The sequence below is a fragment of the Rathayibacter sp. AY1C9 genome (genome assembly GCF_002932315.1).
Lineage (GTDB): Bacteria > Actinomycetota > Actinomycetes > Actinomycetales > Microbacteriaceae > Rathayibacter.
This window is the reverse complement of record NZ_PSVZ01000016.1, coordinates 1-19,098: the sequence shown is the minus strand read 5'-3', so window position 1 is coordinate 19,098 and position 19,098 is coordinate 1. Positions and strand designations below refer to the sequence as shown.

Sequence of the window (19,098 nt, the reverse complement as noted above, 5' to 3'; positions counted from 1 at the left end):
TGGCCTGAGGGCGGGCTGATCGCGCGCTGTCCGAGCGCTGTCCGCACCGGCAGGCGCCGGAGGCCGCCGACCGCCAGGATGGACGCATGCCCCACCTCCTCCGAGCCCGCGCCGCCCTCTTCGACATGGACGGGACGCTCGTCGACTCGACGGCCGTCGTGGAGACCATCTGGGGTGCCTTCGCCGAGCGCTTCGCTCTCGACCACGACGCGGTGCTCGGCGCCGTTCACGGTGTCCGCGCCGCCGACAGCGTCCGCCGCTTCACCCCGGCCGGCAGCGACGTCGACGCGATCGTCGCGGAGCTCGACGCGTACGAGCTCGAGCACACCGAGGGCACCGTCGAGATCCCCGGCGCGACGGCGTTCCTCGCCTCACTCCCCCGCGAGCGCGTCGCCCTGGTCACGTCCGCGAGCCCGGCGCTGGCGGCCGCACGTCTGGCTGCGGCGGGCGTCCCCTCCCCCGACACCGTCGTCACCGCGCACGACGTCGCGAACGGCAAGCCTGCTCCCGACGGCTACCTCGCCGCCGCGGCCCTGCTCGGCGTCTCCCCCGAGGACGCGCTGGTGTTCGAGGACGCCGAGGCCGGCATCCGGGCGGGTCTGGACGCCGGCATGCGCGTGATCGTCGTCGGGAGCCACGAGAGCGCGAGCACCCGGGGTCTGCCCCGGATCGCGCACTACTCCGACGCACGCGCCGTGCTCGAGGGCGACGAGCTCGTCGTCACCCTCGGCGGGCCTCAGTAGCGGATCGCGTCGATCACCTTCACCCGCACGGCGACGATCGCCGGCACCAGGCCCGCGAGCGCGCCGACGAGGGTCGCCGCCCCGAGCCCGAGCAGCGCCGCCTCGGCCGGGAAAGGCGGGATGTCAGCGATCCCGTTGTCCTGCACGAAGGCCACGGTCCAGGGGTTGGTGACGAGGATGACCGCGATCGTCACGCCGACCACTCCGGCGACGACGGTCGCCACGACGCTCTCCATCATGATCGAGAAGAAGATGCGGCCGGAGGAGGCGCCGAAGCTGCGCCGGATGCCGATCTCGCGGATCCGCTGCCGGACGGTGACCAGGGCGATGTTGAGCAGTCCGAGCGCGCCGAGCGCCAGCACCAGGCCCGCCACGCCGCCGATCACCCAGGTCAGCACGCCGAAGGGGTCGGAGTCGTAGACCAGGTAGTCCTGCCGGTCGACCGACACCTCGAAGTCGGATCCCAGGGCGCCGGCCACGTCGCGCTCCACCGCCGCGGCGAGGGGCTCGGCCAGGTCGAGCGGCACCCACATCTCGTAGTTCGGCACGCCCTGCCCGCCGTACTGCGGGTCGGCGTCGCGGGCGACCGCCGGGTAGGCGTCCGCGAGCATCATCATCGACGGATCCGTCTCGAACTGCGAGGAGGGAGTCACGCCGACCACCACGCCCGTGACGTCGCGCTCGGAGCCGAGCAGGGTGACCACCGGGTGGGTGCGCAGATCCGGGCTCCCGATCCGCTCCCAGAAGCGCTCGTTGACGACGAGGGCGGGAGCGAGGCGCTGGGAGTCGCGGGCGGTGAACCAGGAGCCGTCCACGATCTTCAGCCGGTGCATCTCGGCGAAGGGCTGGTCGACCGCCTGCACCGCGACGTCGACGGCGCCGTCGGCGAACTGGACGCGCGCGCTGCCGTAGGTCGAGCGGCTCGCGTAGGTGATGGAGTACCGCTCGAGCGCACCGGTCCACGCGGCCTGGAGTGCGTCGGCATCCACCTCGGCGGTGCCGGTGCCGGAGGGGTAGGCGGAGAGGAAGAGGCTCGCCGGGCGCCCGCTGGAGCGCTCGGCCTGCTCGATGCTGGCCTGGCGGGCGATGCCGCCGGCGGCGACGACCGCGGTCAGGGCGGCGACGGCCACCGCGACTCCGATCAGCGAGAGCAGCACGCGGCCGCGGTGGATCCGCAGCTCGGTCCACGCCTCGACGATCGCGCCGGCGATCCCGACGAGCACGCGCATCAGAGGACCCCCGCCTCGGCGACGGGGCCCGCATCCGCGGTCGAGCCCAGTCGGCCGTGGTCGAGCCGGTAGTGGCGCTCGGCCCGCGCCGCGATGGCCGGGTCGTGGGTGATGGTGACCAGCGCGGAGCCGGACTCGCGGGCGATCTCGTCGAGCAGGCCCATCACGCTCTCGCCGGTGTCGGTGTCGAGGGCGCCCGTCGGCTCGTCGGCGAGGATCAGCCGCGGTCGGCGCACCAGGGCGCGGGCGATCGCGATCCGCTGCTGCTCGCCGCCGGACATGCGCCCGGGCATCGAGTCCACGCGGTGCCCGAGGCCGACCCGCTCCAGCATCTCGGCCGCGAGGTCGCGGCGGCGCCAGAACTCCGATCCGGTCGCGTAGAGCAGCGGCGTCATCACGTTCTCGCGGGCGGTCCGCCCCTCCAGCAGGTTGAACTGCTGGAAGATGAAGCCGATGCTGCCGCCGCGGATGCGCGCGCGGGCCCGCGAGGACAGGGTCTCGGTGGGAGCGCCCTCGAGCAGCATCCGCCCCTCGGTGGGCTCGTCGATGAGTCCGAGGATGTTGAGCAGCGTCGACTTGCCGGAACCGCTGCGGCCCACGACCGAGACGTGGTCGCCCTCGCCCACCTCGAGATCGACTCCGTCGAGGATCGTCAGCGGCGGCGCGTCGGGCAGCGGGACGACCTTGCGGATCCCCTCGAGCCGGAGGATCGTCACGAGCAGAAGACCGAGCCGTCGGGCTGCGCGATGCAGTCGCCGCCCAGCTGGACGTCGGGAGCAGCCTCCTCCGCGCCCGGCACGAACTGCAGGAGCTCGGCGCCCTCCTCCACTCCGCCGGTGATCTCGACGGAGCTGCCGTCGGTGAGTCCCAGCGTCACCGGGACCTCCTCGGTGCTGCCGTCGTCCGCCCGGCGGAACACGACGCCGGACTGGGCGGTGCCCTCGACCGCGGTGGTCGGCACGACGAGGACGTCCTCCGCCTTGCCTCCCGCGAGCGTCACCGAGGCGGCGAGCCCGGGGAACACGGTGACCTCCGTCGGCACCTGGCAGGTGAAGCTCGTGCCGGAGCCGCCGGTGGAGGTTCCACCGCCGCCGCCGTCCGTCGCTCCGCCGGTCGTGCCGCCCTCGCCGGCTCCGGCGAGAGGGGTGCTGATGGTGAGGTCGGTGCAGGTGAAGCCGGCGGGCCCGCCGGTGATCGCGACCTGCGCCTCCGTCGGCCGGTTCTGGATGCGGTAGAGCTGCTGCGCGTCGATCGTGCCGGTGACGGCGTAGCTCGGCGGCGCGACCTGTCCGGTCACCTCGCCGACCGTGACGGCCTGGTCGTGGATGACGCCGAGGGCGCTGAGGGTGCCGCCGGTCGCGGCGTAGACCCGCTCGAAGCGCACGGAGGGCTCCTGCTGGGTGAGGGTGACGGCGCCGTCCGGGCCGGTCGTCTCGACCGGGTCGCGCGGAGTCTCGACGCGGATGTCGTAGATGAGATCGCCCGACGCGACGGCCGCGCCCTGCTGCACGTAGACGTCGTCGACCGTTCCGGCCGCCGTCGCCTTCAGCGGCACGGCGGGGTCGGCGGCGACGGTGCCCTGGAGGGTGAGGTCGTTGGTGACCGTGCCGCGGGCGACCGTGACGGTCGGCTCGGTGATCTCACCGGTCGGCTGCGTCGGATCGGCCTCGGCCGCGCCGTCCGGGAAGAACGCGATCTTCACCAGGGCGATGCTCGCCGCTCCGATGATGACCATCCATACGATCGGGAACACCCAACGCCGAACCGCACCCATCAAGTCCCCCGACTCCGCTTCCAGGGCGCTCCGCCGTGGGGCGCCGGAGGCAGCCTATCCGGCGGGGAGGTCGCGTCACGGACCGTGGCGCGCCCGTCAGCCGGCGAGCGCCGCGACGATCGAGGCGACGCGGCGCGCCCTCGTCTCGGCGGCCTTCGCGCCCTCGACCGACGTGACGTGGGCCTTCCGCGCGCTGGGCGAGAGCGCGGCGAAGCGCTCCGCAGCGCCCGCCGAGGCCAGCGCGGACGCCAGGTCCTCCGGCACGACGACCTCGCGCGGCGCGGTGTCGAGCTCGATCACGACGTCGATCGCGTCACCGCCGGCGAGCTGCGTCTCGCGGCGCTTCTCGGCCGAGAACGGGATGAGCGCGCGTCCGCCCATCGCTCCGACCGTGCTGGTGAAGCGGTAGCCGTTCACCGTCACCGCGACGGCGGGACGCTTACCGCCGCCGAGTGCCTCGAGGACCTCGGGCGGCACCTCGATGCCGGTGTTGTTGCCGATCTGGAAGAGCGTCGCGGTGAACTGCACGAGGCGATGATGGCACGGACTCCCGCGTGTCGCGCGGCCGATCGCCGTACGGACGCGGAGGGCCGTCGACTCGATCCTCGTCGACCTTCCGTTCACGGATCCGGAGCGCTCGAGGGCGTTCTCCCCGGCGCTCGGCCGGACCCTGGATCTCCTTTTCAGCCCTGAATCCTCTGTTCAGCGGCGACGCCGCCTGCTCCGTCGCCTCCGAGCACGTGTCCGCGATGCTCCTCCCGCACCCCTCCTTCTCGACCTCCAGGTCGAAGGAGATCGTCGACGCGCGCTCCCAGATGCAGGGCCTCTTCGCGGTGAGCGTCGGCAGTCGGGAGGAGGTCGGGAACGGGCCGGCCTCCGGCGGCGCCGAGCCGGTCGCGGTGCAGGACCTCGGCTCCATGCGGGCGCGCGGCCTCGAGGACCCTGACGGCCACGTCCGGGAGTCCCTGTACACGGATCCGGCCGCGGCCGAGGCCGGTCCGCCCCGGGAGTGAGGGGTCGGCGCGCTCAGCAGGAGCGGGTGTCGGGGTCTCCGAGCGAGGAGCGCACGGCGTCGACCGTCATCCTGCCCTCGGGGTCGAGCCGGGCGAGCATGCGCGACATGATGTCGGCCAGCTGCGGGATCTGGTCGGCGTCGAGCGGATCGATGACGTCGGCCAGCACGGTCGCGACGTGACCGGGCGCCGTGTCGACGATCTTCTGGAGGCCGGCGTCGGTGAGCACCGCGTTCGTGGCGCGGCCGTCGGAGGCGCAGGGGCGGCGCTCGAGGTAGCCGCGGGCGACGAGGCGGGTCACCACGTGCGAGAGCCGGGGCAGGGTCGCGTTGGTGCGGGCGGCGAGCGTGGTCATCCGGAGGGCGCGGTCGGGCGCCTCGGACAGCATCGCCAGCGTCAGGTACTCGAAGTGCGTGAGTCCCGCGTCGCGCTGCAGCTGCGTGTCGAGGGCGCCCGGCAGCAGTTCCACGACCGCGATGAAGCGCAGCCAGGCGTCGAGCTGATCGGGCGTCAGCCAGCGTGTCTCGGGCGCACTCATCCCCCCACCCTACCCACTACTTGCCGCGACAAGTAAGTCCCCCGTCGCCCCTCGTCGAGCCGCGTCCCGAGGCTCCGTCGGGAGGCCGACCCGCGCCCGCCTGATCCCACCATCCCCGCAAGCACCGCCCCCGAGGCGAACCAGCGATCCGCGTACCAGCGGATCGCTGCAGCCGAACGCACCCCGCCCTGCAGAAACCACCCCGTCGAGAAGCCGACCGCGCCACACATGATCCACACCATCCCCGCGAGCACCGCCCCCGAGGCGAACCAGCGATCCGCGTGCGAGCGGATCGCTGTAGCCGAACGCCCCCCGCTCCTCAGAACGCACCCCGTCGAGAAGCCGACCGCGCCACACTCGATCCACACCATCCCCGCAAGCACTGCCCCCGAGGCGAACCAGCGATCCGCGTACCAGCGGATCGCAGTAGCCGAACGCACCACGCTCCTCAGAACGCACCCCATCGAGAAGCCGACCGCGCCACGCCCGTCAGGGACGGGCGTGGAATCGACTACAGCACGTCGTCGCTCAGATCGATCGGGTTGCCGAAGCGGTGGTTCGTGATCGAGATCGCCTGCTCGCGGAGGAAGGGCAGCAGTTCGACGCGGCCGGCGGGGGTGACCGGGTCGGCGTAGACGGCGGTGTCGAGGGCGCCGCCGAGGGCTTCGGCGAGGGCGGTCGCGAGGGGGACGCGGGATCCGTCGGCGCGGGTGAGCGGGACCGGAGTTCCCGTGCTGCCGCGGGTCATGCCGGCGACGACGTCGGTGAAGGAGCCGGTCGAGTCGGACGATCGGCGGACGACGGCCTGCTGTCCGCGCGTCGGGCTGCCGGGGGCCTGCGGGCCCGCATAGCCGTCGACGCGGTCGGAGACGATGTCGCCGATGATGCGGATGCGCGGCGCCGTGATGCGGCCGGCCGCGGCGCGCTCGAGCCACTGGGCGTCGGTCTCGACGACGATGCGCGGGACGAGGCCCGCCATCTCGGCGAGCTCGTCGCCGCCGAGCATCTCCTGGACCCGCGGCGGGAGCGGGAGGGACGTGGAGATGTCCATCCGGGAGCGGGTCAGCAGGCCCGCGGCGATGACGCGGAGGAGCTCTCCGAGGTCGCCGCCGTCGGCCAGGCGCAGCGCGATCGGCACGCGGAGGTAGCGGAACAGGTTCCGCTCGACGCCGACCTTCGAGATGTCGGTGACGACGCCGAACTCGGTCGCCCAGGCGAGCTGGTCGGAGAGGGCGGAGCGGCGGAGCAGGTCGAACTGCTCGAACCGGAGCGAGGATTGGGCCGCCTCGATGAACTGGCGCGCGCGGTCGTCGAGGCCGCGCAGGTGCAGCGTCGAGGAGGAGCGCGCGGGCGAGGGCTTCCAGGAGCCGAGGCCGATGAGGTGGTTGGGTCCGCCCGCCTTCGCGCCGCCGCCGACGGACGAGCGCTTCCAGCCGCCGAAGGGCTGGCGCCGGACGATGGCTCCGGTGATGCCCCGGTTGACGTAGAGGTTGCCCGCCTCGACCGAGTCGATCCAGAGGGCGAGCTCGTCGGCGTGCAGGGAGTGGAGCCCGGCCGTGAGCCCGTACTCGGTGCCGTTCTGCATCCGGACGGCGTCCTCGAGGGTCGCCGCGTGCATGATCCCGAGCACCGGGCCGAAGAACTCGGTGAGGTGGACGTAGCTGTCCTCGGTGACGCCCTCGCGGATCCCGGGCGACCAGAGCGTGCCGCTCTCGTCGAGCCGCTGCGGCTCGACGAGCCACGACTCGCCTCCGCCCAGCGTGGTGAGCGCGTGCAGGAGCTTGCCGGTGGGCTCCTCGATGAGCGGCCCCATCACCGCCGACGGGTCGTCGGGCCGGCCGACGCGGAGCGACGTGACGGCGTCGACCAGCTGGGCGCGGAAGCGCTTGGAGCGGGCGACCGAGCCGACCAGGATCACCAGGGAGGCGGCGGAGCACTTCTGGCCGGCGTGCCCGAAGGCGCTGCGGACGATGTCGGCGACGGCGAGGTCGTAGTCGGCGTGGGGAGTGACGATGATCGCGTTCTTGCCGCTGGTCTCGGCCTGCAGTGCGAGGCCGGGCCGCCAGGAGCGGAAGAGGCGGGCGGTCTCGTAGGAGCCGGTGAGCAGCACGCGGTCCACGAGGGGGTCGGTGATCAGCGCCCGTCCCAGCTCCTCCTCGTCGAGGTCGACCAGGGCGAGGAGCTCCTGCGGGACGCCCGCGTCCCAGAGCGCCTCGACGAGCACAGCCGCCGAGCGGCGGGCCTGGGGCGCCGGCTTCACCACGACTCCGGAGCCGGCGGCGAGCGCCGCGAGGATCGATCCGGCCGGGATGGCGACCGGGAAGTTCCACGGCGGAGCGACGACGGTGACCCGCGCGGGGACGAAGGTGGCCCCGGTGACGGCGTCGAGCTCGCGGGCGCGGGTGGCGTAGTAGTGGGCGAAGTCGATGGCCTCGGAGACCTCGGGGTCGGCCTCGGCGATCGTCTTGCCGGTCTCGGAGGCCATCACCTCGATCAGGCGGTCGCGGTTCGCGGCGAGGACGAGGCCGGCGCGGTCGAGCACGGCCGCTCGGTCGTAGCCCAGGCGCTCGCCCCAGCGCTCCGCGCGGCGGGACACCGCGCGCAGCACCTCCTGGAGCTCCGCCTCGGTGCTCACGCGCGCGGCGTCGGCCGTGCCCGCTCCGATGGTCGAGCCGGCGATGCGCTCGGTGATCAGGCGCGCCCAGCGGCGGTTGCCGGGGAGGGCGGGGTCGGTGTCGGGCTCGTTGTGGAAGCCCGCGGTCGCGGCGGCGGCACCGGAGCCGCGGCTGAGGCCGAGGACGGCCTGCGTCAGGCCCGCGGCGGCCGGGTCCTGCGCCCGCTCGCCGGCGCGGGCGTGCTCCTGCACGAGGCGGCGGCCGGAGCCGGAGGACCACTCCCGCAGGCGGTCCTGCGTGCGGTTCGGCGGCGGGACGGAGTCGTCGAGGGCCTCGAGCGAGGCGCGGAAGCGGCCGAGCTCCCGCTGCAGCACCTCCTCGTCGTCGAGGCGGAACGCGGCCGAGAGGAAGTTCTCGGGGCTGCTGTTCTCCTCGAGCCGGCGGATGAGGTACGAGATGGCCACGTCGAACTCGTGCGGGTGCACGACGGGCGTGTAGAGGAGGAGGCGTCCCACGTCCTCGCGGACGGCGCGCGCCTGCCCGGTCGCCATCCCGAGCAGCATCTCGATCTCGACCGCGCCGGTCACCCCGCGCTCGGTCGCCGTGAGCCACGCCCAGGCGAGGTCGAAGAGGTTGTGCCCGGCGACGCCCACGCGCACCGCGTCGACGCGCTCCGGCCGCAGTGCCCGGTCGAGCAGGCGCTTGTAGTTCGTGTCGGCCTCCACCTTGCTGCCGACCGTCGCGAGCGGCCAGTCGTGCAGGGCCGCGTCGACCCGCTCCATCGCGAGGTTCGCGCCCTTCACGACGCGCACCTTGATCGGGGCTCCGCCGCGGGCCCGGCGCTCCTGCGCCCACCCGGTCAGCTCGTCGAGCACGCGGACGGAGTCGGGCAGGTAGGCCTGCAGGACGATGCCCGCCTCGAGGTCGAGCATGCCCGGCTGCTCGAGGAGGCGCCGGAACACGGCGACCGTCAGATCGAGGTCGCGGTACTCCTCCATGTCGAGGTTGATGAAGGTGGGGTCGGCTCCGGACGCGGCGGCCTGGTAGAGCGGGGTGAGACGCTCCACGACGCGGTCGACCTCCTCCTCGAAGGCCCACATCGACAGCTGGCTGACGACGCTCGAGACCTTGACGCTGACGTAGTCGACGTCCGGCCGCTCGAGCAGGCGGAGGGTCCCCTCGAGGCGCCGGCCGGCCTCGCGCTCGCCGAGCACGGCCTCGCCGAGGAGGTTGAGGTTGAGCCGGTCGCCGCCCTCGCGCAGCGCGGCGACGGCCGCGCCGAGACGGGCCTCCGAGGCGTCGACCACGAGGTGCCCGACGAGGCGGCGGAGGACCCGGCGGGCCGCGGGCACGACCACCCAGGGCAGCACGGGGCCGACGGCGCCGCCGGTGCTGATCGCCGCGCGCAGGTAGGAGGGGAGGAAGGCGGGCGTCTTCGCGGTGAGCGCCGCGAGGTTCTCGGCCGCGACCGAGAGGTCCTCGGGCCGGGCGACGCCGTCGACGAACCCGACGGCGAAGTCGAGTCCGTTCGGGTCCTGGAGCACGCCCGCGAGCCGCTGGGCGGCGGGCTCGACCGGGAACTCGCCGCTGCGCGCGATCCAGCGGCGGACCAGGGACTCGACGCGCTCGATCATCGGGCGGTCGTCGACCTCGGGCTCGGCGGCGGCGGGCGCGGCGTGCTCCGACTCCGACGCGGCGTCGGGCCCGCGCAGGACCTCGTCCTCAGCGTCGCGCACGACCTCGTCCTCGGCATCGGGCTCGCTCACGGCCTCGTCCTGAGCGTCGCGCACGACCTCGTCCTCGTCCTGGATCTCGGACTCGCGCACGGGCTCGTCCTCAGCGTCGGACTCCTGCGCGTCCCGAGGCTCGGGCACGTCCTCGGGTGCGGACTCCGGCGCCGGCGCGACCTCGGCCCCGCTCCCGGAGTCGCGGGCCTCACCGGCCTCGACCTCGTCGTCCGACTCCGTGCCGCCCTCCGGCGTCCGACCACCGACCGTCGCGTCGACGCCGCTCCGCACGGCCGCGTCGTCGGGCTCGCGCTCCGGGTCGCTGCCGGGCACACCTGGGGTCGTCGACTGCTGCATCCTCCGAGGCTAAGCCCGACCCGCCGCGCGAACGCGGCGTGACGCGGTGGTCGCGCCGACTCGCCCGCGAGCCGCCCCTGTGGAGGAGCGGATCAGTGCCGGCGGTGGTCCTGGATGGTCATCCGCGGGCCGTGCCGCGGCTTCCTCGCTCCGCTGCAGCCGATCAGCCGGATGACCCGCTGCCGGTGCCCGCGCCACGGCTCGAGGAGCTCGAGCATGCCGTCGTCGTCGACCCCGAGCCGACCCGTGAGCGCGAAGCCGACGGCCGCGGCCAGGTGGTAGTCGCCCACGCTGACCGCGTCCGGATCGCCGTGGGCGCGCATCATCACCTCGGACGCCGTCCACGGCCCGATCCCCGGCACCGACTGCAGCCGACGGGCGACCTCGTCGCCGCCCCGCCCGAGCGCGAGGGTCCGCTCGAGGCCGGAGGCGACGAGCGCGGCGGTGAGGACGGTCCGCGAGCGCCGCGGATCCACTCCCGCGCGGTGCCAGTCCCACGAGGGCACCCGTCGCCACTGCTGCGCGCTCGGAGCCACGTGCAGAGCGACCGGCCCCGGGGCGGGCTCCCCGTGGAGGCGCACCAGCACCCGGTAGGCGCGCCACGCCTCCGTGCTCGTGACCTTCTGCTCGAGGACCGACGGCGCGAGCATCTCGAACACCAGGTTCGCGCGCGTGAGGCGCAGGCCCGACGAGCGGCGGAGCACCTCGGCGAGCGGCGCGTGGGCCGACAGGTCGAGCCCGCTCCAGTCGTCGCCGTGGCCGAGGAGCTCGGGGACCGCGTCGATCAGCCACTCCGCTCCCCCGCCCCAGGCGCGCGCGTGGACCGCGCCGTCCACCGCCTGCCGCAGATGCAGGGTGCCCGGGCCGAGCGGCGTGCGGAACGCCCGCCAGAAGCCGGACGCGTCGAGGAGCATGGTCGGGTCGCCCGAGCCCCGCAGCAGCGTGCGGAGGGTGAGCGCGAGGCTCACCGGCTCCGCCGGCGCGTAGACCGTCGCCCAGGCGGGCTCCGGAGCAGGGGCGGGGATCGACACGCAGTGATGGTAACCGGCGGCTCCGACACCGGATCGGACGCTCCTCCACAGAACCCCCATCCACGACGTGTTCGGAGCGACACGCCCGGCGGATTGGTTCAGACGGCGTGAACACATGCGCGGATCCGATCGCCCGTTTCCACTGGTCAGCAGGTCGATCCCGGGCGTAGCTTCGCGCTGTCGCGGCGGCGCTCCAGCCGCCCGGCACCCGCCTATCACTGGAGATGCGCACATGTTCGACACGACCTTCATCCGCAACGCGATCGTCAAGAGCTCTGAGACCGCTCTCGACCGTCGCCGCTTCTTCGAGGCCACCGGCGTCGCCGGCCTCGGCATCGGAGCCGCGGCCCTCGCCGCGCCCACCGCCTCCGCCGAGGAGGTCGCTGCCAGCGGCCCCAGCGACGCCTCGATCCTCAACTTCGCCCTCAACCTCGAGTACCTCGAGGCCGAGTTCTACCTCCGCGCCGTCTACGGCACCGGCCTCGGCGGCTCGGACGTGACCGGCAAGGGCACGCCCGGCGGCGTCATCGGCGGCCGCCCCGTCGACTTCAAGACCCCGTGGCTGAAGAGCTTCGCCACCGAGGTCGCGAACGACGAGAAGGCCCACGTGCAGTTCCTGCGGGCCGCGCTGGGCACCGCGAAGGTGGCCCGCCCGGCGATCAACCTGAAGGACAGCTTCAACTCCGCCGCCGTTGCGGCGGGGCTGATCAAGGCCGGTCAGTCGTTCGACCCGTTCGCGAGCGAGTCGAACTTCCTGCTCGGCGCCTTCGTCTTCGAGGACGTGGGAGTGACCGCCTACAAGGGCGCCGCCCCGCTCATCCAGTCGAAGACCTACCTCGACGCGGCCGCCGGCATCCTCGCGGTGGAGGCGTACCACGCGGGCGCGATCCGCTCGGCGATCTACGCCGCCGACCTGTCCGACTCGGCGAACAAGCTCTCCGACGCGCGCGACAGCCTCGACGGCAAGACTGACCTCGACCAGGGCGTCAAGGTCAACGGCCAGGCGAACATCGTCCCGACCGACGGCAGCTCCATCGCGTTCAGCCGCACCCCGGGCCAGGTCCTCAACATCGTGTACCTGAACCCCGCGGCCGGGACGCGCACCGGCGGATTCTTCCCCCGCGGCGTCAACGGCGAGCTCGTCACGACCTAGTCCCACCAGCACCGAGCACGACGACGGGCCCTTCCTCGAGGCGGCGAGGAGGGGCCCGTCGTCGTCCGCGTGCACATCCGTTCACCGGGTCCTCTAACCTGAGCGGGTGAAGATCGGGATCCTGACCTCCGGTGGCGACTGCCCCGGCCTCAACGCCGTCATCCGCGGTGCCGTCTACAAGGGCATCAAGGTCTACGACCAGGAGTTCGTGGGCTTCCGGAACGGCTGGCGCGGAGTGGTCGACGGCGACCTCCTGCCCCTGGGCCGCCCCGAGATCCAGGGCATCGCCAAGCAGGGCGGCACGATCATCGGCACCAGCCGGACGAACCCCTTCGAGGGCGAGAACGGCGGCCCCGAGAAGATCGCCGAGATGATGGACCGCAACGGCATCGACTCGATCATCGCGATCGGCGGCGAGGGCACCCTGGCGGCGGCCAAGCGCCTCACGGACGCGGGCCTCAAGATCGTCGGCGTCCCCAAGACCATCGACAACGACCTCGGCGCCACCGACTACACCTTCGGCTTCGACACCGCCGTCGGCATCGCGACCGACGCGATGGACCGCCTCCGCACCACCGGCGACTCGCACGGCCGCTGCATGGTCGCCGAGGTCATGGGCCGCCACGTCGGCTGGATCGCCCTGCACTCCGGCATGGCCGCGGGCGCCCACGTCATCCTCATCCCGGAGAAGCGCACCTCCCTAAACCAGATCGTCGAGTGGGTGCAGAGCGCGCAGGACCGCGGGCGCGCACCGCTCGTCGTGGTCGCCGAGGGCTTCTCGCTCGACACGATGGACGACGCCCACTCCGAGCGCGGCCTCGACGCCTTCGGCCGGCCCCGCCTCGGCGGCATCGGCGAGCTGCTGGCCCCGCTCATCGAGGAGCGCACCGGCATCGAGACCCGCGCCACGACGCTCGGCCACATCCAGCGCGGAGGCACGCCCACCGCGTTCGACCGCGTCCTCGCGACCCGCCTGGGCATGGCCGCCATCGACTCCGTCGTCGCCGAGCACTGGGGCCGCATGGTCGCCCTGCGCGGCACCGACATCTACCACGTGGACTTCGCCGAGGCGCTCGGCACCCTCAAGACGGTCCCGGACGCCCGCTACGAGGAGGCGCGCACCCTCTTCGGGTAGCGCGCGCTCCCCGCGGAGCGGGTCAGCCCTTCGCGCCGTCCGGCGTCGCCGTGGCGACGATCTGCGCCCGCGCGAGGGTGTGGAAGTGCGCGTTGAAGCCGAGGATCGCCGGCGTCGACTCCGGATCGAGGTCGAGCGACTCGACGTCGAGGGCGTGCACCACGAAGAAGTAGCGGTGCTCGCGGTCCGGCGGCGCCGCTCCGACGAACTGGCGCAGCCGCATCTCGTTGGGCAGCGTCTGCGCGCCCGCCGGGAGCAGCTCGAAGCCGGCGGCTCCGGCTCCCGTGGGGAGCTCCGTGGTGTCGGCCGGGAGGTTGTAGACGGCCCAGTGCCAGAAGCCGGAGCCGGTGGGCGCGTCGGGGTCGAACACCGTCACGGCGAAGCTCTTCGTCTCGGCGGGGGCTCCCGACCAGCGCAGGTGCGGCGAGACGTCCTCCCCGCCGGAGCCCTCGCCGTAGTGGCGGGCGGACAGGGGCGCACCGTCGGCGATGTCGTCGCTCTCGAGCGCGAAGGTCGGCACCTCGCCGAGGCGGGCGTAGGGGTCGTAGGTCCAGTCGGACATCCGGTTTCTCCGTTCGGGAAGGGCGGGCGGGGGCCCGCGCCCTCAGCCTAGGAACCCGGCGGTGCGCGCCGAAGGGCTTGCGGAGGGGGTCAGGACCCGAGATAGCGGCCGGGCCGGTGGTTGAACGCCAGGACCAGGTTGAGCACCACCACTCCCGCCGCCGAGATCAGCACGTTCAGCGGAGGCACCACCAGCAGCGCGGCCGCGACCACGCACGCGTCGAGCGCCATCATCACGTAGCCCGCCCGCCAGCCGAGCCGCTCCTGCGCGATCAGGGCGACGATGCTGAATCCGCCCAGGCTCGACCCGTGCCGGAAGAGGATCAGGAGGCCGATCCCCGCGAGCACGTCGCCCGTGAGGACGCCGTAGACGGGCTCGATCCGCAGCTCGCCGAACGCCAGCGGGTGCAGGCCCGCCAGGACCGAGACCAGCACGATCGAGAACATGGTCCGCAGCGTGAAGCGCCAGCCCTTCTTCCACAGCGAGAGGGCGAGGAACGGCACGTTGACCGTGACGAGGATCACGCCGAACGGGATGTCGAGCGGGTACCCCAGCAGCAGTGCGAGACCCGCGGTGCCGCCCGTGACCGCCTGGCTCGCGCGCAGCAGGTAGAGGCCGAGCGACACGACGAACGCACCGGTGACGAGACCGAAGACGTCCTCGAGGCGGGAGTGCGGCACGGGGGCGGAGGCGTCGGGCACCCGACGATGCTGCCACACGCCGCGCCCCGGTCCGGACGTCCTCGTAGGATGTGCCGGTGCTGCCGAAGATCCTGCTGTTCTACCGCTTCGTGCCGCTGGCCGACCCCGAGTCCGTGCGGCTGTGGCAGCGCGAGCTGTGCGAGTCGCTGGGCCTGCGCGGGCGCCTGCTGATCTCGGAGCACGGGGTGAACGGCACGCTGGGCGGCGGGATGGACGCCCTGAAGCGCTACGTCCGCCGCACCCGTGAGCACTCGGCCTTCCACGGGCTCGAGGTGAAGTGGAGCGACGGCTCCGGCCTCGACGACGACGGCCGCAGCCTCGACTTCCCCGGTCTCTCGGTGAAGGTGCGCGACGAGATCGTCTCGTTCGGCGCGCCCGACGAGCTGCGGGTCGACGCCGACGGGGTCGTCGGGACGGCGCCGCGGCTCGACCCGGACCAGCTGGACGCCCTCGTCGCCGAGCGCGACGACGTGGTGCTCTTCGACGGCCGCAACGCCTTCGAAGCCGAGATCGGCAGGTTCGAGGGGGCGATCGTGCCGGGGGTCTCCAGCACCCGCGAGTTCGTCGAGCAGCTCGACGCCGGCGTCTACGACCACCTCAAGGGCCGGCCCGTGGTCACGTACTGCACCGGCGGCATCCGCTGCGAGGTGCTGTCGAGCCTGATGACGGCGCGCGGCTTCGGCGAGGTGTACCAGCTCGACGGAGGCGTCGTCCGCTACGCCGAGGCGCGGCGCGACCGCGGTCTGTGGAAGGGTGCCCTGTACGTCTTCGACGGCCGCGGCTCCGTCTCCTTCTCCCCCGACGCCGAGGTGCTGGGCCGCTGCACCTCGTGCGCCGCGCCGACCAGCCGGATGCGCAACTGCACCGACCTCTCCTGCCGCGCCCAGCTCGTGGTCTGCGCCGACTGCGATGCGGCGGCCTGCGCCGCGCACGCGGGCCCTACGCTCGTGCCATGAGCATCGAAGCGCGCGGGCGCACCCTCGTCGACCTCCACACCGCCCCCGAGCTGCTGCAGGTGGTGAACGTCTGGGACGTGATCAGCGCGACCACGGTCGCCGCGCTCCCGGAGACCCGGGCGCTCGCGACCGCCAGCCACTCCATCGCGGCGGCGTTCGGCTACGAGGACGGCGAGCGGATCCCGCTGGAGCTGCACCTGGGCATGATCGAGCGCATCGTCGCCGCCGTCGAGGTCCCGGTCTCGGCCGACCTCGAGGCGGGCTACGGCGACACGGGCGAGACGGTCCGCCGCGCGATCGGGATCGGCGTCGTGGGCGCGAACCTGGAGGACCAGGCGAAGCCGCTCCCGGAGGCGCTGCGGGCGGTCGAGAAGGCCGTCGCCGCGGCCGAGGAGGAGGCGGTGCCCTTCGCTCTCAATGCCCGCACGGACGTGCTCCTCCGCGCCGGCGACCGCGACCGCGGCGAGGTCCTGGCCGACGCGATCGAGCGCGGCCGCGCCTACCTCGACGCCGGCGCCACCTGCTTCTTCGTCCCCGGGCTGCTCCAGGACGCCGAGCTGGAGTCCCTCGTCGCCGCCCTCGGGCGGCAGCGCGTCAGCGTCATCGGCGTCCCCGGATCGCAGTCGCCCGCCCGCTTCGAGGAGCTCGGGCTGGCCCGCGTCTCCTACGGTCCGTGGACGCAGCGCGTCGCCCTGACGGCGCTCCAGGACGCGGCCTCCGCCCTCTACTCCGGCGGATCGCTCCCCGAGGGCACCCGGCCCCTGAACTGACCGCCCGGCCGCGGGCCCGCGGGCGTAGCGTGGGCCCATGTACCGAGCCATCGTCGTCGAGCGGCACTCCGACTCCGACACCGACACCCCCAACCGAGCCCGCCTCCTCGAGCGCGACGACCCCGACCGCTCGCACGGCGACGTGTCGATCGCCGTCGAGTACTCGAGCGTCAACTACAAGGACGCCCTGGCGCTGGCGGGGCGGCCCGGGATCGTGCGCCGCACCCCGCTCGTCGCCGGCATCGACCTGGTCGGCACCGTGGAGTACGCGGACGGCGAGGCGGGCGAGCGCTTCGACTCCGGCGACCGGGTGGTGCTCAACGGCGCCGGCCTCGGCGAGCGCCACGACGGCGGGCTCGCCGAGCGGGCGCGTGTCGACTCCGCGTCGCTGCTCCGGCTGCCCGGCGCCATCTCGGCGGCACGGGCCGGAGCGATCGGCACCGCGGGCTTCACGGCGATGCTGGCCGTGCTGGCGCTCGAGCGGCACGGCGTGCGGCCGGGCAGCGGTCCCGTCCTGGTGACGGGGGCCTCGGGAGGCGTGGGGTCGCTCGCCGTCGCGCTCCTGGCGCGCCTGGGCCACGAGGTCGTCGCCTCGACCGGCCGGCTCGGCGAGCACGGCGCTCTGCTCCAGCGCTTAGGCGCCTCCGACGTCATCGACCGCGCCGAGCTGCAGGAGGGCGGGAAGCCGCTGCAGTCCGAGCGCTGGGCGGGAGCGGTGGACTCCGCCGGCTCGCACACGCTCGCGAACGCCCTCGCGCAGACGCGGTGGGGCGGCACCGTGGCGGCGTGCGGTCTCGCGCAGGGCCCGGACCTGCCGGTGAGCGTGATGCCGTTCATCCTGCGCGGAGTGACGCTGGCCGGCATCAACTCGGTGGAGGCGCCGCGCAAGCTCCGCGAGGAGGCCTGGCGCCGCCTCGCCCACGACCTCGACCTGGAGCTGCTCGACGAGCTGACGACGACGGTGCCGCTCGGCGGGGCGGTCGACGCGGCCGAGGACGTGCTCGCCGGCCGCTCGCACGGTCGGACGCTGGTGGACGTCCGCGCCTGAGTGCACGGCGTCGCCGGAGGGCGTCCGCCCGCCTCGAGCGTGGAGGAGTGGGCGCCTCGGCCGGCGCTGCGTGGCTGCTGCTCGTGCGGCGGTGCGCTACTCCGCAGCCTCGGTGGCGCCGCTCGGCTCGGCCGACGCGTGACCGACGGAGGAGTCGGGGCGCGCGGCGCGGGGCTTCGCCGGCGTGCGGGGCTTCGGCGCGGGCTTCGCGGCCGGCCCCGGCTTCGCAGGGGCGGGCTCGGCGGACTCGGATCCGGCGGGCTTCGGCTCGGCGGGCTTCGATCCCGCGGACTTTTTCTCGGCGGGCTTCGGCTCCGCGGGCTTCGGCTCGGCGGGCTTCACCGGAGCTGCGGAGTCGATCGGCTCGGAGCCGATGACGTCCACGGGCGCGGAAGCCCCGGACTCGGCCGGCGTGCTCGCGGCGGTCCGAGCACTCGTCTTCGGAGCGGCCTTCGGCGTGGCCTTCGGGCTCTTCGGAGCGGCCCCCGCTGCTGACTCCGTCGGCGCCGCGACGTCCTCCGCGGCGCCGTCCGCCTCCGGAGCCGCGGTCGCCGCGGCCGCCGCGCTCCCGCCGCTCGCCGCCTCCCGGCCCTCGACCACCGTCGCCGGACCCGCCGCCTCCGCGGCCACGGCCGCGGCCTCCGCCGCCTTCGCCTTCGTCTTCGCGCGCTTCTCCGCGGCGGCCGCCTGGGCCCGCTCCGCCTGCTCGGCGACCTCGGGGACGATCACGAGGTCGTCGGTCTCGATCACGGGGATCGCCGCGGTCGTCGTCCCCAGCTGGAGGGCCGCGATCAGCTCGGGAGCGTGCTTGGTGCTCACGATCAGGCGGGAGTAGTCCTCGTCGACCAGGTCGATCACGACGGCCGAGGCGGTGCGCTTGATCAGCAGGAAGTCCTTGCCGCCGTGGAACTTCCACGTGCCGGCCGCGAGCGTGAGCGGCACCGCGGTGCCCGGCGCGCGGATGCCCCGGACCCAGATCCAGGGGTCCTCGGTGACCGTCGCCGAGCGGATGCTCGACCGGTCGACGACGACGTCGCTGCGGTGGAACGCGAGCAGTCGCTCGGCCGCGGTGAGGCGGAGTTCGAGGCGGTCGGGGAGCACGGTCACGACGGGCATGCCTCTAGTCTGCCCCGCCGCCCGCCGCCGGGTCAGCGCCGGATCGCACAACGATGCCCCGCCGCTCGCGTGGGTGGCAGCATGGTCGGATGCCGATGGATCCGGACGAGGCGCGCCTCCTCGACGCGCTGCTGGCCGAGCGGCAGGCCGAGACGCGCGACGAGGCGGCCCGGCTCGAGGCCTCGCTGGCCGAGCTCCTGCGCGACCGTGCCGACGGCACCGCCGATGACGAGCACGACCCGGAGGGCACGCCGCTCTCGGCCGAGTGGTCGCGGATGGCCGGAGTCCGCGACGCTCTCGCCCGCACGGCGCGCGAGCTCGACGCCGCTCGCGCCCGCCTCGGCACCGGCGGCTACGGGGACTGCGCCTCGTGCGGCCGCCCGATCGGAGCCGCCCGCCTCGCCGCCCGGCCCACGGCCGAGCTCTGCATCGACTGCGCCCGTCTGGCGGAGTCGCGCATCCGCTGACGCCCCGCGAGGCGAGCCTGCGGCGCGCCCTCCGCCTGAAGGCCCCCACAGATCCCGGCGTGCGGAAACCCGGTTTCTCCTGCGAGCATTCACACCCGGTCGCGTCCCTCGAACTCCGCCTCACCGCGGCCGAGCGACTGCTCGCGTTCCACCGCAGCGACGT

At 73.8% G+C, this 19,098-nt stretch carries 18 protein-coding genes; 8 read left to right on the top strand and 10 right to left on the bottom strand.

The features are described 5' to 3' along the window. Positions 1–86 precede the first annotated feature (86 nt). On the top strand, positions 87–743 hold the full coding sequence (locus C5D09_RS11470) for an HAD-IA family hydrolase (RefSeq protein ID WP_104269350.1): 657 nt from the start codon (positions 87–89) through the stop codon (positions 741–743). Here the strand turns inward: C5D09_RS11470 and C5D09_RS11465 are convergent. From C5D09_RS11465 to C5D09_RS11450, 4 genes are all read right to left on the bottom strand, one after another. Further along, complete coding sequence (locus C5D09_RS11465) at positions 737–1,972, bottom strand: ABC transporter permease (RefSeq protein WP_104246910.1); 1,236 nt, start codon at positions 1,970–1,972, stop codon at positions 737–739. The genes C5D09_RS11470 and C5D09_RS11465 overlap by 7 nt on opposite strands. After that, complete coding sequence (locus C5D09_RS11460) at positions 1,972–2,688, bottom strand: ABC transporter ATP-binding protein (protein WP_104246911.1); 717 nt, start codon at positions 2,686–2,688, stop codon at positions 1,972–1,974. Before C5D09_RS11460 ends, C5D09_RS11465 begins: the two co-directional genes overlap by 1 nt. Beyond that, the gene (locus tag C5D09_RS11455; RefSeq protein WP_104246912.1) at positions 2,685–3,707 is read right to left on the bottom strand and encodes an efflux RND transporter periplasmic adaptor subunit; all 1,023 of its coding nucleotides are present in this window, start codon (positions 3,705–3,707) and stop codon (positions 2,685–2,687) included. The genes C5D09_RS11460 and C5D09_RS11455 overlap by 4 nt, the downstream gene beginning before the upstream one ends. A gap of 135 nt (positions 3,708–3,842) precedes the next feature. Further along, positions 3,843–4,274: a YdeI/OmpD-associated family protein gene (locus tag C5D09_RS11450; protein WP_104246913.1), complete on the bottom strand. Its 432-nt coding sequence runs from the start codon at positions 4,272–4,274 to the stop codon at positions 3,843–3,845. 212 nt (positions 4,275–4,486) lie between these two features. Between C5D09_RS11450 and C5D09_RS11445 the strand changes: the two genes are divergently transcribed. Further along, positions 4,487–4,759: a VOC family protein gene (locus C5D09_RS11445; RefSeq protein WP_219813070.1), complete on the top strand. Its 273-nt coding sequence runs from the start codon at positions 4,487–4,489 to the stop codon at positions 4,757–4,759. Between the two features lie 13 nt (positions 4,760–4,772). On the opposite strand, the gene C5D09_RS11440 is transcribed toward C5D09_RS11445, so the two are convergent. The 3 genes from C5D09_RS11440 to C5D09_RS11425 form a co-directional block, all read right to left on the bottom strand. Then, entirely contained in the window at positions 4,773–5,297 is a 525-nt protein-coding gene (locus C5D09_RS11440) for a MarR family winged helix-turn-helix transcriptional regulator (RefSeq protein ID WP_104246915.1), read from the bottom strand. A gap of 511 nt (positions 5,298–5,808) precedes the next feature. Next, positions 5,809–9,546: a proline dehydrogenase family protein gene (locus C5D09_RS11430; RefSeq protein WP_181135040.1), complete on the bottom strand. Its 3,738-nt coding sequence runs from the start codon at positions 9,544–9,546 to the stop codon at positions 5,809–5,811. Positions 9,547–10,088: 542 nt separating this feature from the next. Further along, on the bottom strand, positions 10,089–11,027 hold the full coding sequence (locus C5D09_RS11425) for a DNA-3-methyladenine glycosylase (RefSeq protein WP_258063215.1): 939 nt from the start codon (positions 11,025–11,027) through the stop codon (positions 10,089–10,091). 232 nt (positions 11,028–11,259) lie between these two features. Between C5D09_RS11425 and C5D09_RS11420 the strand changes: the two genes are divergently transcribed. Beyond that, complete coding sequence (locus C5D09_RS11420; RefSeq protein ID WP_104222865.1) at positions 11,260–12,180, top strand: ferritin-like domain-containing protein; 921 nt, start codon at positions 11,260–11,262, stop codon at positions 12,178–12,180. A gap of 106 nt (positions 12,181–12,286) precedes the next feature. Further along, positions 12,287–13,315, top strand: a complete 1,029-nt coding sequence (locus C5D09_RS11415; RefSeq protein ID WP_104226151.1) for a 6-phosphofructokinase — start codon at positions 12,287–12,289, stop codon at positions 13,313–13,315. 22 nt (positions 13,316–13,337) lie between these two features. Here the strand turns inward: C5D09_RS11415 and C5D09_RS11410 are convergent, their stop codons facing one another. After that, the gene (locus C5D09_RS11410; RefSeq protein WP_104222867.1) at positions 13,338–13,877 is read right to left on the bottom strand and encodes a YbhB/YbcL family Raf kinase inhibitor-like protein; all 540 of its coding nucleotides are present in this window, start codon (positions 13,875–13,877) and stop codon (positions 13,338–13,340) included. Between the two features lie 89 nt (positions 13,878–13,966). Further along, positions 13,967–14,578: a YitT family protein gene (locus C5D09_RS11405; RefSeq protein ID WP_244230588.1), complete on the bottom strand. Its 612-nt coding sequence runs from the start codon at positions 14,576–14,578 to the stop codon at positions 13,967–13,969. A 56-nt stretch (positions 14,579–14,634) separates the two neighbouring features. On the opposite strand from C5D09_RS11405, the gene C5D09_RS11400 reads away from it, so the two are divergent. From C5D09_RS11400 to C5D09_RS11390, 3 genes are read left to right on the top strand one after another with little or no spacing between them, the layout of a single operon-like run. After that, positions 14,635–15,534 carry a rhodanese-related sulfurtransferase gene (locus C5D09_RS11400; protein WP_104222869.1) on the top strand — a complete coding sequence of 300 codons (900 nt, stop codon included), beginning with the start codon at positions 14,635–14,637 and terminating at the stop codon, positions 15,532–15,534. Continuing rightward, a complete protein-coding gene (locus C5D09_RS11395; protein ID WP_104269348.1) occupies positions 15,531–16,304 on the top strand; it encodes an isocitrate lyase/phosphoenolpyruvate mutase family protein in 774 nt (257 codons plus the stop codon). Before C5D09_RS11400 ends, C5D09_RS11395 begins: the two co-directional genes overlap by 4 nt. Before the next feature lie 37 nt (positions 16,305–16,341). Then, the gene (locus tag C5D09_RS11390; RefSeq protein ID WP_104249899.1) at positions 16,342–17,352 is read left to right on the top strand and encodes an MDR family oxidoreductase; all 1,011 of its coding nucleotides are present in this window, start codon (positions 16,342–16,344) and stop codon (positions 17,350–17,352) included. A gap of 96 nt (positions 17,353–17,448) precedes the next feature. On the opposite strand, the gene C5D09_RS17855 is transcribed toward C5D09_RS11390, so the two are convergent. After that, positions 17,449–18,468, bottom strand: coding sequence for a hypothetical protein (locus C5D09_RS17855; protein WP_258066989.1), 1,020 nt, complete (start codon positions 18,466–18,468; stop codon positions 17,449–17,451). 89 nt (positions 18,469–18,557) lie between these two features. Here C5D09_RS17855 and C5D09_RS11380 point away from each other — a divergent pair, with 89 nt between their 5' ends. Beyond that, the gene (locus tag C5D09_RS11380; RefSeq protein WP_258060010.1) at positions 18,558–18,935 is read left to right on the top strand and encodes a TraR/DksA family transcriptional regulator; all 378 of its coding nucleotides are present in this window, start codon (positions 18,558–18,560) and stop codon (positions 18,933–18,935) included. Positions 18,936–19,098 lie beyond the last annotated feature (163 nt).